This is a genomic window from Actinomycetota bacterium, assembly GCA_019347675.1.
GTDB lineage: Bacteria > Actinomycetota > Nitriliruptoria > Nitriliruptorales > JAHWKO01 > JAHWKW01.
The window spans coordinates 142,085-155,807 of sequence record JAHWKW010000007.1; the positions used below are offsets into that span (position 1 = coordinate 142,085).

The following is a 13,723-nucleotide window of genomic DNA, read 5'->3' on the forward strand; positions in this document are numbered from 1 at the left end:
TACGCTCCGAGCCCGCGGCTGCGGTGAAGGCTCGGCGAGGACGACGACGGGGCAGACGTGCCCGACGAGGACGACCACGGGGCCCACGTGCCCCACCACGGTGACACGGACGTGGCCGCGCTGCTGCGGCAGCTCTCGCAGGGCCTGGCCAGCTACCGGCTCTACCCCGACGATATGGATCAACCGACGTTCGTGGCCGCCGTGCACCGCATCGGTGTGGCTGCCGAGCGCGCGCTGCGTCGCGGTCCCGTCGCGGTCCAGATCCACGGTGAGCAGCTCCTGGGCGTCGACGGCGTCGACCACGAGACGGCTGCGCGGCTGGCGGCGTCCCTGTTCGCACGCCGTGCCGAGGAGCTGGAGATCCGGGCCGTCCCCGACCGTGACGACCTGGCGACGCTGTACCGGACGCTGACCCGACCACCAGACGAGGTCGCCGCCGCTGGCGGCGTCGGGTGGGCGCTGTGGCGTGCTGGGGTGACCTCGATCGTCGTCCGCGGAGCGGAGCCCGATCCCGCTGAGGGCGACGGTGTCCTCACCCCCGCCCAGAAGGCGCTGTGGAACCGGCTCCGCGACCCGGCAGGGTTCGCCGCCAGCCTCCTGGTCGGCGGGATCACCGGCCGTCCCGCCGACGACGCCGAAGCGTTGTACCTGCGCTTCCGCGCCATCATCGACAACCTCCCACCGTGGCTCGCCGAAGCGCCCGACCCCTACATCCGGCTGCAGGACGTCGTCCGCCAGCTGCCGGCCGGTGTCCGACGCGCGTTCGCGGGGTTGTTGATGGGACGCGTCGCCACAGACCGGTTGGCGCAGGGCTTCTTGGGGACGATGACGAGTGCCGAGGTCGCCAGGGTCCTGGCCGAACTCGGGGAAGACGGCGCCGACCCCGTCGACCTCGCGTACCGGCTCGTTGAGTGCGACGTGCACGAGGCGGAGGTCGTCGACCTCGTCGTGGCCGCCCAGACTGGTGCCGAGGACGCCGGGACGCTGGTCTCCGCTGCTGTCGGCGATGCCGCGGATCCGGTCGCCCAGACCGTCTCGGATCTGCTGGCGCGCGGCGCCGCGGCGCAGGTCGATGCGGATCTGCAGGCGCTCCGCGACGGCTTCCCCGCATCGACCGAGGATCACCGCGCCCTGGCCCTCGATGCCGTGCGCGACTACCTGAAGGTCGAGCGCGACCGCGACCGCCTCGACCTCGTCCTGGGATCGTGGTCGGTGACGGTGGGCGACGAGATCCGTCGCGGCGACGTCCGCGCCGTCGAGCAGCTGGTGGCGGTCGCCGCGGACGTCCGCCGCACCAACCCGCATCTGGCCGCGGTGGTCGAGCAGCACCGCGGTCAGGTCCTCGACGACCACCTCGTCGCCGATCTCGTCGCGCGGGCCCGCGATCGCGGGCCCCACGCTGTGGCACCCCTGGTCGAGCCCTTGGGCGCGGCCGGGATCCGGCGGCTGTTCGATGTGCTCGCCGAAGAACCGGACCAGGGCACCCGCGGACAACTCGTCGCGCTCCTGGCGGCGGTCGCCAGCGACAACGGCGCCGGGGGACCCGCCCGGATCGAGGCGGTCGAGGAACGGCTGAACGACGACCGCTGGTACGTGGCACGCAACGCCGTGACCGTCCTGGCCCGGCTCGGCGGGTCCGGGATCGTCCCCAGCATCGTCAAGGTGGCCGACCACCCGGAGGCGGCCGTCCGCCGCGAGGTGGTCCGCGCGCTCGGGGTCGCGGGTGGCGACACGGCCGTCAGCCAGCTGCGGCGGCTCGCCGTCGACCCGGTCCCCGAGGTCCGCGCCGCGGCGATCCACGCGCTGGCGGGCCAGCCCGGATCGGCGGCAGCGGCCGCGCTCGGCCACGTCGTGCGCAGCGGGCGGGACCTCACCGATCGTCAACGGGCGCTGGTCGAGCTGTCGCGCCATCACGGTGACGCCGGGCGCGCCACGCTGCGGTCACTGGCCGCGCGCAGCGGAGGGCTGCCTCGGCGGCTGCGCCGGCGCGCCGCCGCCCTGCTGAAGCAACGCCGACCGCGTCGGGGAGGGCGGTGAGGCCACCCGAGCCGTCGCCGCAGGCGCTGCAGGTCGCACGCGACTGCCTGCACGCCCTGTCCTCCGCCCGCCAGACGTACCACCTGTACGACATGGGCCACCCGAACCGACGCGAGGCCACGCGCGTCCTGCTGGAGCAGGTCCACGAGCTCCAGCGCCGCTTGGGCGCCGACCCGGTCCTGTTCGTGACCCGCCACAGCTTCTACCTTGGGGCGACGCTCCTGCCGCACGAGTCGCTGCGGCTGTTCCGCCTGGTGGAGGCGTTCGAACGTGCCGGGGTCGTGTCGGTCGAGCTGCACGCGGGCGTGGACGCGGACGGTCTCGACGGGTTGGTGCGGATCCTGACCGAGGGTCTGCCGGCCACCAGCGAGCTCGTCGGGGTCACGCTCAACCGCGTGCAACCGCAGGTCGACCTCAGCGAAGACGAGGATCTCACCGAGCTGCGACGCGGGTACGCCCTGGGACTGGCGCTGCTGCGCGAGAGCGCCGTCCGGGCGGCTGCAGGTCGCCCGATCGACCTGCAGGAGGCCACCGAGGTCGTCGAACAGCTGGCGATCCAGGTGGTACGCGACCCGTCGCAGGCGCTGCTGCTTGCCGGTGTCCGCTCCTACCACGAGTACACCTACTACCACATGGTCAACGTGTGCCTGCTGACGATCGCGCTGGGGCACGCAGCCGGGCTGCGACGCGATCAGATCGTGGTGTTGGGCATCGGAGCGCTCCTGCACGACGTCGGGAAGCTGAACGTGCCCCAGGACGTCCTCGACCACGTGGGTCCACTGTCGGAGGAACAGTGGCGGATCGTGCAACGCCACCCCGTCGTCGGCGCCGGCCTCGTGTTCGGGACCCGTGACGGGCTGTACCACCCGGCCGCGCCGGCCGTGCTCGAGCACCACGCCGCCTACGACCTGTCCGGCTACCCCCATCTGACGGGGCGGCCCCTGCCGTGCCTGCCGGCTCGGGTGATCGCGGTCGTCGACTGCTTCGACGCGGTCACCAGCAAGCGTTCCTACCGCAAGCCGGAGGAACGTCGCCAGGCGCTGCAAATCCTCGCCTCCGCGGCGGGGAAGACCTTCGACCCGCAAGTGGTCAGGGTCTTCCTGCGCCTGTTGGGCCTGTTCCCGGTCGGGTCGCTCGTGCAGCTCGGGACCGGCGAGATCGCCCTGGTGGTGGCCACCGGCGACGGCATGCTCGCCGCCCCGACCGTGCGTCTGGTCCTCGATCCCCGCGGCAACCCGTGTGAACCGCGCCAGCTGGACCTGTCGGTCGAGGGAGCCCCGGACGTGGTCCGCTCCGTGCCTCCCGACGACCTCGACCTCGACCTGGTCCAGCTGCTGATCACCGGGCGGGTCCAGCCGGCCGACCCCGGGTACGCCGGCGGCTTGGTGCACGAGCCGTCGCCCGGGGAGCCCCCACCGCCCGGCTACGTCGATACGCACCGTGACGCGCACAGCCACCAGTCGATCGACGGGGCGCCCGACCCGGATGTCGCTCCGCCGTGGCGCGAGATGTAGCGGATCTGCCCAACGTGCGCGCCCAGGATGTGTCCCGGGTACCGTTGCCCGGTCGTTGGAAGGGAGACCATATGCGTGTCGCAGTGATCGGCGTCGGCCACGTCGGGCTCGTGACGGCGGCGTGTCTCGCGCGCTGGGGACACCAGGTCATCGGGATGGACGACGATCCCGACAAGATCGCGACGCTGCGCTCGGGCGGTGTCCCGTTCCACGAACCGGGGTTGGCCGAGCTCGTCAACGAGGGCCGGTCGCAGGGTCGGTTGCGCTTCACCGACGACGTGGATGACGCGCTGGCGGACGTGGCGGTGGCGTTCGTCTGCGTGGGGACCCCGTCGCTACCCGGTGGCGCCCCGAACCTGAGCTTCGTGGAGCGGGTCGGACAGGCCGCGGCGAACCATGCCACGGGCGACCTGGTCCTGGTGGAGAAGTCGACCGTGCCGGCCAACACCGGGGTGCGACTGACCCAGGTGATCGTCCGCGAGCAGGCCCGCAACGGCAGCTCCGTCTCGATCGACGTCGCATCCAACCCGGAGTTCCTGCGGGAAGGTCAGGCCGTCCACGACACCCTCCACCCCGACCGGGTGGTGGTCGGCACCGACTCCGAGCGTGCCGCCGCGGCCCTGCGTGACGTGTACGCCCCGCTGCTGGAGCGCCACGACTGCCCGTACCTGAGGACCGACCTGGTCACCGCCGAGCTGATCAAGCACGCGTCGAACGCGTTCCTGGCCACACGGATCTCGTTCATCAACGCGATCGCGCGCATCTGCGACCAGGTGGGAGCCGACGTAGCGGTCGTCGCCGAAGGGATGGGCCACGACCACCGCATCGGCGCGCACTTCCTGCGAGCGGGGCTCGGCTACGGCGGATCGTGCTTCCCCAAGGACGTGGACGCCTTCATCCACCTCTCGCGCAGCCTCGGGTACGACTTCCGCCTGCTGGAGGAGGTCCGTCGCGTCAACGACGCGATGCGCGAGCACATCCTCGAGATCCTCCGCGCCGAGCTGTGGCACCTGGAGGGCAAGACCGTGACGCTGCTGGGAGCGGCGTTCAAGCCGGGGACCGACGACCTGCGCAACGCCCCAGCTCTGTGGTTGGCGGAGCGACTGCTGGCCGAGGGTTCCCATGTACGGGTGTATGACCCGGTCGCGCTGGTGCACCTCAAGACCTGCCTCCCCGACGTCGAGTGCGTCGACGACCCGTTGGCGGCGTGCCGTGACGCGCATGCTGCCGTTGTGTGTACGGAGTGGGACCAGGTGACTGCCCTCCGCGGCCAGCAACTCGCCGCGGCGCTCGCCTACCCGATCGTCATCGACGGGCGGAACGTCTTCGATCCCGAGACGATGCGTGCCGCCGGGGTGCACTACCACGCCATCGGCCGTCCCGCCACCAAGGCGACGCTGCGACGACCATGAGCCGTGTGGTCGTCACCGGCGGGACGGGGTTCTTGGGATCGCATCTGTGCCGGGCGCTGATCGGCCGCGGTGACGAAGTCGTGGCGATCGACAACCTCGCCACCGGCGGACTCGAGAACCTCGCCGACCTCTACAGCCACGACCGTTTCGTGTTCGTCAAGCACGACGTGTCCGACTACGTCTGGGTCCCTGGACCGGTCGATGCGATCCTGCACTTGGCCAGCCCCGCGTCGCCCAAGGACTACCTCGAGCTGCCGATCCAGACGTTGAAGGTCGGGAGCCTCGGGACCCACAACACGCTGGGCCTGGCCAAGGAGAAGCACGCCCGCTACCTGCTGGCCTCAACCAGCGAGGTGTACGGCGACCCGCAGGTCAGCCCGCAGCCGGAGTCGTACTGGGGACACGTCAACCCGGTGGGTCCGCGGGGCGTGTACGACGAGGCCAAGCGCTTCGCCGAGGCCATGGCGATGGCCTACCACCGCTACCACGGCGTCGACGTGCGGATCGCCCGGATCTTCAACACCTACGGGCCGTCGATGCGCCCCGACGACGGACGCGTGATCTCGAACTTCCTGGTCCAAGCGCTGCAGGGCAAGCCGCTCACCGTGTACGGCGACGGGTCACAGACCCGCAGCTTCTGCTACGTCGACGACCAGGTCCGGGGCCTGCTCGCGCTCCTCGACTGCGACCACATCGGCCCGGTCAACATCGGCAACCCGACGGAGTTCACCGTGCGCGAGCTGGCCGACATCGTCTTGGAGGTGACCGGCTCACGTTCGGCGATCACCTACGAGCCGCTGCCGCAGGACGACCCCAGCCAGCGGCGACCGGACATCACGCTGGCGCGTGAGGTGCTCGGGTGGGAGCCGAAGATCGACCTGCGTGAGGGTCTGCGCCGGACCACCAGGTGGTTCTCGGAGTGCCTACCGGACTGACCTGGCTCGGTCGCGGTTTCTGCCACCGCCCGCTCCGGGACACCTGCCCCTGCCGCCAGCGGTCGCCCGGCGGTTTCCTCGACCGACGACATCGAGACGCCAGCGAACCGGGAGGCACGATGAGCGCCGCCCGTCGGGCCACGGCGCGGGTGCTGCTGGCCAGCGTCCGTGGTGATGGGTGGCGCCGTCCACCGCCCGCCCTGAACGCGGACCTGGGAGCGGGCCACGACCTGTCCGACCTGTGCGGCGCTGCCGTGTTCCACGGCGTCGCCGGCTACGTCCACCACGCGCTGTGGGCGGCGGGCGGTCCGGAGATCGCCCGCCTCGTCGAACCGGCCTACCATGGTGTGGTCGCCGGTCACCTGCGGGGGCTGGCGACGTTACAGCGCGTCGCAGCGGTGCTAGAGCCGGCGGGCATCCCCTGGTTGGTCGTCAAGGGCCCGGTGCTAGTCGCGACCGCTCACGCTCGGGATGACCTGCGCGGCTACGGCGACCTGGACGTGCTCGTGCCCCCGTACGCCTTCCCCGACGCCCTAGTCGCCTTGGAGGCGGCCGGCGGACAGGCGCACGTGCACAGCTGGGGTTTCCACCACCGTCAAGCTGCGGGCGAGGTACCGGTCACCCTGCCGGACGGAGCGACCGTGGACCTGCACTGGGACCTGTGCAACACGCCGGAGCTGCGCCGGGCCTTCCCGATCGACACCCGCTCGCTGTTCGAGCGGGCCGCCACCGTCGCGGTCGGCGGCCGCGACGTCCGCACGCTCGACCCGGTCGACGGGCTGCTGCACCTGGCACTGCACACCTGCACCTCGGGTGGGAACCGGCTGGTCTGGCTGAAGGACGTCGAAGGCTGGCTGGCCTCCTGGGATCCGGAGGACGCCGAGATCGTCCGCCGGGCACATCGCTGGCGGGTCTCGCTGCCCGTGGCGGTGGTGCTGACCAAGGTCGGTGCCGTCCTGGAGGCCGACGTCGACCCGGGACTGATCCGCCGGCTGGCACCTCAGGTCGGATGGCGTGCCGTGACCCGGTCGGTCTGGCGGGTGTCCCCGCCCGCCGCGGCCCGGCCGGGACCGTCACTGGACCGGCTGGTCATGCGATCCGTCCGGGCCGACCAGCGCGCCAGCGCCGCCGTTCTCGCCCACAAGGCCCGACGGCTGCTCACGCCCTCTGCGGGCCGGACCGGCGGCCGACGGACGCATCCGGCGGACGGGCACCAACGAGGCGCCTACCTGGCGGCGGTCGTCTCGGGCGCGTTCACCAGCGGGACGTGACCCGCGCGGTCACCCGCGGTCTCACGCGGGCCGCCGACCGTCTCCCAACTCGACCAGGCCATCATCGAGCAGGCGCTCCACGAGGGCGAGCAGATCCCGTTCGATCGTCTCTCGCTCCTCACCGGGGTAGACGTGGGCGAGGTCGTCGACGAGTTCGTTGAGCGGTACGTCGCCATCGAAGCAGTTCCACAGCAGCGTACCCAGCTCATCCAACCAGTGCATCGAACCGTCCTCGGATCGGTACAGCACCGCTCGGCCGTCGAGTTCCACAGCGGTGACGTGGGGACGTCGGCGTGGTGCCACGGACGGGACGAGATCGTGGTTCTCAGCGATCATCTGACCGGATCGCTTGCATGCATGAGATCGAGCACCGCGGCGACCGCGGGTCGAACATCTCCGAAGGTGAGTCGGTAGGCGGGACAGGTCCGGGCGAGCTGGCCGAGCACGGCCAGGTTCCGCCCCGGATCCCCGTCGAGATCGAAGGTGACGCTGGCCAGGGTCACCAACACCTGCTGGGCGGGCAGGCGTTCGAGGCGCAGTGCGGCGCCCGGCTCCAGGCGTGGCGCCACGATCGTGGCGGGACGGGCCCGGCGCACCACCGACCCGGGCCGCAGCACGTCGGCCGGGACCTGCCACTGGTACGGCAACGACCGGGCCAGACGTTCGGTCAGCCGAGGCCGGACCTCCGCGAACGCCAGCCAGGCGCCGGGGTCCAGCGAAACGGCGCGGGGGAAGCCCTCGAGGTGCCCGTCGTCCGGGTCAACCGCGACGAGCTCGTCGGACAGGTAGTCAAGGCCGGCGCGGACCAACCCGGCGGTGAGCGTGGACTTGCCGGCCTCCATCTCGCCCGGGATCAGCACGGCGTCACCCGCCCGGGCCACCCCGCCGGCGTGCAGCCGCACGAAGCGATCGCTGCGCGCGATGACCTGCCCGTTGATGTGCCACAGCAGGACCGCGACCGCCCGGTGGGTAGGCACCTGTCCGCAGAGACGACGGTCGTCGAACCACAGATCGGCCGCCGCCGCGCTCACGGACAGGTGGTAGTGGTGGGCGGCCTGCCCCGGGCCGGCCAAAGGGCTGAACAGGGCACCCAGGTACGACCCGAGCTCCGCGTCGTCGCAGTCGAGGTCGAAGTCGTGGCCCAGCGCGACGAACCGGGGGCTGGTGTAGGCGGCAACGCCCCGGCGCTGCAGTGCCGAGGGGGTCGTCGTGGAGGGCGTCGTCACGACAACGGAGGGTAGAGAGCCCAGCACCGGCCGCGAGAGGGTCGGATGTCCCAACCGCGCCGAGATCGTCAGGCTTGGGTGACCCCGGAGCGGCGGTCGTGGGACATGTGACCCTGCCCGACCGCGCTACCGTGCGTTTTCATCACGTCGCAGCCCGTATTCAAGCCGACAGTCCGACCGGGACGGCTGGAGGAGTCACCGTGGATGCCATCGTGGGAACCGAGCGCGACGGAGCCGGAGAGCGCTTCACCCGGCGCGACGCCATCCGCAGGGCGGCGGCGCTCGGCGCCGTCGCCGTCTGGGCCGCTCCGGCCGTCCAGCGGCTCGGGCAGGTCGCCGCGTTCGCGCAGAGCCCGCTACCTACGCCCCCTCCGCCGCCGGAGGTTCAACCGACCGGGTTCCCGTCGAACGTGCAGCTCGTGGCCCGCTACCAGGGCGCCCTCTACGGCTTCAAGTTCGACGAGGGCGACGGCGGCTGGGATCGCCACCCCGATTCGACCGACCAAGCCAAGCAGTGCCTCGCCCACCGGTCGTGGAGCGCGCCGTCGGACGAGCAGATCGCGCTCTGGAACGCCAACGCCACCGTCACGAAATCGGTCGACGCGAACGGCTCCGGTGTGTACACGGTCACCATCCCGTCGGGCTACAACTTCATCGAGGGGTACGCCAAGTGCGGCCAGGACTGTCCCGCCGGCGTCCGCATCGACAACGACACGTACTCGTTTTCCTGCGGATAAGCAGGGACGAATGCTGCCGGACGTGCCGACGTGATCCGCCCCCCCGCGGGACCCGGCACGGGGAGGTTGGTCCCGAGGGCACCGACAGAGACGATCCTGCCCGCTCGCCGGCCACCGACGAGACCGCCTGGAAGGTCGGGCGATCGCGTCGGTCTTGCCGGCGAGCGGCGCCCTCTCCGTCTGGGGTCCGATCGCGCCCAGCGAGAAACACCGAGTCCGCCAGACGGCGGGTAGCAGCAGGGTTCCCGATCTGCAGGTGAGCGTCCGTGTGGGGCCAGATGTCACGGAGCACGCCCAGGTCGTCGCGATGTTCCTGTGGCACCTCAACCGCCAGGTGGTGCGTGCCGCCACCGGGAGGTGCAGCTCCACGCTGCGGGTGCGGAACCGGGTGGCCGGGCGGTCCGGCTGCCGGCTCCGATGGAGTCCGGGAAGATGACCCTCGTCGCCGGACTGATCGGGGGGCCTCGCCTACTTCGCCGACGAGATCGTCGCACTGCACCCGACCACATCGACGATTAGCTCATACCCCAAGGCCTGTCGGTCGATCCAGGGTCGTGGAATGTCCTGACCGACCTCGCCCCGTCGATCGGTCGGGGGCTGGCTCCGATCCCGCCGCGTGGCAGATACCGGCAACGTCGATCCGCCGGGATGGGTCGGCCGGCCGGCCGAAACCGGTGCTGCCGCCCCCGAGCTCCCGGATCACGCTGTCACCTGGCCCGTCAGCGCGCGAGCGGCGATGGCCTCACCGATCGCGAGCGAGGCCGTGGCGGCCGGGCTCGGGGCGTTGCGGACGTGCACGAAAGGACCGCGGGACTCGATCGCGAAGTCGTCAACCAGCGACCCGTCGCTGGCGACCGCCTGCGCCCGGATCCCGCAACCCGCATCCTCGACGTCCTCGTAGCGGAGCTCGGGAAGGAAGCGCTGGGCCTCTCGGATGAAGCTCCGGCGGACGCGATCACGCCAGAGTTCCCGGACGCCCGAGGCAACATGGCGGGATGCCAGCCTCCAGAAACCCACGTACCCGAGCGTCTCCCGCGCATCGCGCCAGCGGAACCGGTCGGCACGTTCGTAGCCCTCGCGGTGTAGCGCAAGTACCGCGTTGGGTCCGACCAGCACCTCACCGTCGATGCACGGGGTGAAGTGCACGCCCAGGAATGGGAAGCGCGGGTCCGGCACGGGGTAGATATTGCCCGAGACGAGATTACGCGCTGATGGTCGCAGCCGCAGGTAACTCCCTCGGAACGGGACGATCCGAAGGTCACGTGAACCGCCGGTGGACGCGGCCAGGCGGTCCGAATGGAGGCCCGCACAGGTCACGACGGCCCTGGCGGTGATGGTCCCCTGGCCGGTGAGCAACTCTCCGGCACCGTCACGACCGGTGCGCAGCTCGATCACTTCATGTTGGAGGAGCACGCCCCCACCGCGGTCCTCGACCTCGCGGGCGAGCGCGAGCGCGATCTGCCGGAAGTCGGTGATGGCGGTCGCAGGGGAGTGCAATGCGGCGACGCCCTCGACGTGGGGCTCGATCTCGAGCAGTTCGTCGCGGCCGATCTCGCGTAGCCCTTCCACGCCGTTGGCCACTGCCCGGTCATGGAGGTCGCGGAGCCGGGGGAGTTCCTCCGGCTCCGTGGCGACGACGACCTTGCCCACCCGTTCGTACGGGATGTCGTGCGCCTGCGCGAACCGTTCGAGCCGGCGTCGTCCCGCCACTGCCAGGCGGGCCTTCATGGTGCCGGGGGCATAATAGATGCCGGCGTGTACGACACCGGAGTTGCGCCCCGTCTGGTGAGAGGCCAATTCGGCCTCCTTCTCCACAACAACGATCCGCGTTGCTGGTGCGCGACGGACGATGGAGTACGCGGTCGCCAGTCCGATGATCCCGCCTCCCACGATCGCGACGTCGTAACGGGATCGCATTGATGTCGTCTCCCCGGGTCGGCCCGGACGCGGCGTCCGGCGACAGTAGCGGTGGATCACGCGCTCGTCGGGACTCGGCAGGATGCTCATGGGCGGCCCTGATCGTCAGGCAACGGCCACGGGAGTGCGGCGGTGGATGGCCGTGCTGGGCAGCAGATCCGAGCGGGACAGGGCCTCGGCGAGTTCGCGGTGACGGCGGGCAGGTACAAGGTGTGCCCCGTCGACGTCACCACCGTGACGGAGGCGGTGCAGCTGTTCGACCGCGAGCTTCACGCCCGCTTCCGGGTCGCGATCCAACAGCCGCAGGGTCGCCTCAGGAACATCGAGACCGGGGATCAGGTCCATCAGTCTGCCGGCCATCGCCCGGCTGGAGAGGACGACGACGCCGGCGTACACGCGGCCATCGAAGCCGGAGCGTTGCCGCCACCGGCTCACAGCGGTCTGGCCCAACGAGATCTGTGTGCAAACGAAGTCGGCGTCGCGCTTCCAGTCCGGCAGTGGCTTCGTGATGTCGGCAGAGACGCCGACCCGCAGGGCGATGCCCATGCCGCGGACCTCGCGGAGCATCTGTCGGACGGTCGTGGTGCTGCGGTCGCCGAGTGAGGGAGCGTCACCGTAGACGAACAGTAGTTCGTCGACGTTGTACGCCGCGGCCGTGATCACGTCGCGGCGCAGTCCGAGCAGGTTGCGGTCGCGTGCGTTGAGGCACGCGATCGCCCGGGCGCCGAGGCGCACGGCCTCACTGGCGACAGCGACGCTGGAAACGGTGGCGTGTCCCCGGTGGTTGTCTGGCACGAGCAGCGCATCGGAGACCGTCGCGAGCAACGCCATCTGTTGACGCACCGCGGTCAGATCCGGCGTGACCGGAGAGTCGACTTCGCAGACGATCTCGAACGTGCGATGAGAGGCGTTCCCCATCTCCGTCTCCTGCACGTCTACCGGCCCGCATGTCTGTACATCTGCCACACCCAGTCAACGTGTCGCCTGCCAGACGGGCAGGGGCAGGCGTCCCGATTCTTCGTGTGAATGGCCAGCCGATCGACCGTTGGGTCGCCAGCCGAGCGGGGTCTCGCGCAGGCGTCCGACCATCTTGCTCGTCGGCCCGTCACATGCGGCCGTCACCCCGGCAGACCTCGTCTCCTCGACGTCCCTCTCGCCAGAGGCGTGCTTTCGTCCGTGTTCGCTGCACGGCCATCGCCGCGAGGGTGTCCACCGCGATGATCATCTTGTGGTGCACGGTGTGGGATGACCGGGCGATCGCGTCGAGGTGATGGTACGCCAGGCGAAGCGTGGCAAGACGGGCGTGGCCCGCGTTGGCCGGGTCTAGCCAGGTCCAGTCGTGACGGTGGAGGTGGCCGGGCGGGCCGCGGAACAGCAGCGGCTCGGGGACACACACGAACGGTCCCACTAGGCGCGTTTTCCGCATCGTCGTGCCGTAAGTCGTGGCCGTAGCGGGCTGTTTGCCGTTCTTGCTGGGGGTTCCTGGGCGTTTCTGGCTTCCGGGCCTCTGACATTGTTGTGCCAACATGAGCGCAGGGTGGCGTGAGGGTGCGGTAGGAGATGCTTGGGCTTGGTGCACGGGCAGCGTAGGGTTGTGCCAATGTATCCACGGGTGAAGCGTGTCCGCCGCGGCGACCAGGTGTACGAGTACGTGCAGCTGGTCGAAGGCCGCCGCGTGCAGGGCAAGGTCCGCCAGCGGGTTGTGGCAACTCTGGGCCGGCTGGACCAGATGAAGGCCTCCGGGGAGCTGGACCGGCTCGCGGGGGCGTTCGCACGCCTGGACCCCCCACCGGTGGGCACGCGCCGTGAGGTCGGTCCGCTGCTGGTGGTGCGCCACTACGTGCGGCGGCTGGGGATCGCCGACATCGTGGACCGTGCCACGCCGATGCGCGGGCGGGCGCTGTTGACCCACGGGGAGGTCGTCGAAGCGCTGGTCGTCAACCGGCTGTGTGCGCCCGCGCCGCTGTACGACGTGGCGGGGTGGGCGTCGTCGGCAGCGGTCCACGAGCTGTTGGACATCCCGGCGGGGCTGCTCAACGACGACCGGCTGGGCCGTGCGCTGCAGGCGCTGGCGCCAGTGGCCGAGCACGTTCGCGGTGAGACGACGCTGGCCGCCGTCGATGCCTTCGACGTGGACGTGTCGCAGTTGCACGTGGATCTGACCAAGCTGCGGTTCGCCGGCGCCTACCCCGACTCCACGCTGGTGACCAAAGGGTGGGGACCCGACCGCAGGGTCGCCCGACAGGTGCAGGCACTGCAGGCCGTCACGCCCGATGGTGTCGCGCTCTACGTACGGCCACACCCCGGGGCTGCGGCCGAGGTCGCGGCGATGGGCGCCGCGATGCAACAGCTGCGCCAGCTGTTGCCCCCCGGGCTGGTCGTGATCGCCGACTCCGCGCTGGGACGGCTGGGCAACCTGTGTGCCGCCGACCGTGCCGGGATCGGGTTCGTGGTGCCGCTGCGAGCCGACACCGGCTACGTCGAGCACTTCCTGGATCACGTCGGCCACGACGCGCTACGGCCGCTGCGCTACGTGTCCCAACGCCAAGCCCACCTGCCGCCGAACAGGCGTACCCGCTACCGCGGTGTGCTGCGTGACTGGGACATCACCGACCCGGCCACCGGCCGTCCCCACCGGCTGCGCGTGGCGTTCATCCACTCAGATCGGAAGAGC

At 70.9% G+C, this 13,723-nt stretch carries 10 protein-coding genes and 2 pseudogenes; 7 read left to right on the forward strand and 5 right to left on the reverse strand.

Annotated features, from left to right (window positions below):
* Window positions 1-57 precede the first annotated feature (57 nt).
* The 5 genes from KY462_06445 to KY462_06465 all read left to right on the forward strand — a co-directional run bounded on the left by KY462_06445 (window position 58) and on the right by KY462_06465 (window position 7,169).
* The gene (locus KY462_06445; protein MBW3577368.1) at window positions 58-2,037 is read left to right on the forward strand and encodes a HEAT repeat domain-containing protein; all 1,980 of its coding nucleotides are present in this window, start codon (window positions 58-60) and stop codon (window positions 2,035-2,037) included.
* On the forward strand, window positions 2,034-3,551 hold the full coding sequence (locus KY462_06450; GenBank protein MBW3577369.1) for an HD-GYP domain-containing protein: 1,518 nt from the start codon (window positions 2,034-2,036) through the stop codon (window positions 3,549-3,551). The genes KY462_06445 and KY462_06450 overlap by 4 nt, the downstream gene beginning before the upstream one ends.
* A 71-nt stretch (window positions 3,552-3,622) precedes the next feature.
* Window positions 3,623-4,963 (forward strand): UDP-glucose/GDP-mannose dehydrogenase family protein, encoded by a 1,341-nt coding sequence (locus KY462_06455; protein ID MBW3577370.1) that lies wholly within the window; start codon window positions 3,623-3,625, stop codon window positions 4,961-4,963.
* Window positions 4,960-5,898 (forward strand): SDR family oxidoreductase, encoded by a 939-nt coding sequence (locus KY462_06460; GenBank protein MBW3577371.1) that lies wholly within the window; start codon window positions 4,960-4,962, stop codon window positions 5,896-5,898. The genes KY462_06455 and KY462_06460 overlap by 4 nt, the downstream gene beginning before the upstream one ends.
* Window positions 5,899-6,017: 119 nt before the next feature.
* Window positions 6,018-7,169 carry a nucleotidyltransferase family protein gene (locus KY462_06465; GenBank protein MBW3577372.1) on the forward strand — a complete coding sequence of 384 codons (1,152 nt, stop codon included), beginning with the start codon at window positions 6,018-6,020 and terminating at the stop codon, window positions 7,167-7,169.
* Window positions 7,170-7,190: 21 nt separating this feature from the next.
* Here KY462_06465 and KY462_06470 read toward each other — a convergent pair whose 3' ends face one another.
* Both KY462_06470 and KY462_06475 read right to left on the reverse strand, forming a co-directional pair.
* On the reverse strand, window positions 7,191-7,505 hold the full coding sequence (locus KY462_06470; protein MBW3577373.1) for a PqqD family protein: 315 nt from the start codon (window positions 7,503-7,505) through the stop codon (window positions 7,191-7,193).
* Window positions 7,502-8,395, reverse strand: a complete 894-nt coding sequence (locus tag KY462_06475; protein MBW3577374.1) for a hypothetical protein — start codon at window positions 8,393-8,395, stop codon at window positions 7,502-7,504. The genes KY462_06470 and KY462_06475 overlap by 4 nt, the downstream gene beginning before the upstream one ends.
* A 200-nt stretch (window positions 8,396-8,595) precedes the next feature.
* Between KY462_06475 and KY462_06480 the strand changes: the two genes are divergently transcribed.
* Window positions 8,596-9,132: a hypothetical protein gene (locus KY462_06480; GenBank protein ID MBW3577375.1), complete on the forward strand. Its 537-nt coding sequence runs from the start codon at window positions 8,596-8,598 to the stop codon at window positions 9,130-9,132.
* Window positions 9,133-9,831: 699 nt separating this feature from the next.
* On the opposite strand, the gene lhgO is transcribed toward KY462_06480, so the two are convergent.
* The 3 genes and pseudogenes from lhgO to KY462_06495 all read right to left on the reverse strand — a co-directional run bounded on the left by lhgO (window position 9,832) and on the right by KY462_06495 (window position 12,457).
* Window positions 9,832-11,049, reverse strand: a complete 1,218-nt coding sequence (gene lhgO, locus KY462_06485) for an L-2-hydroxyglutarate oxidase (protein MBW3577376.1) — start codon at window positions 11,047-11,049, stop codon at window positions 9,832-9,834.
* 177 nt (window positions 11,050-11,226) lie between these two features.
* A pseudogene (locus KY462_06490) lies at window positions 11,227-11,967 on the reverse strand (methylenetetrahydrofolate reductase).
* A gap of 187 nt (window positions 11,968-12,154) precedes the next feature.
* Complete coding sequence (locus KY462_06495; protein MBW3577377.1) at window positions 12,155-12,457, reverse strand: hypothetical protein; 303 nt, start codon at window positions 12,455-12,457, stop codon at window positions 12,155-12,157.
* Between the two features lie 384 nt (window positions 12,458-12,841).
* Between KY462_06495 and KY462_06500 the strand changes: the two are divergent.
* Window positions 12,842-13,219, forward strand: a pseudogene (locus KY462_06500) (DUF4277 domain-containing protein).
* Window positions 13,220-13,723 lie beyond the last annotated feature (504 nt).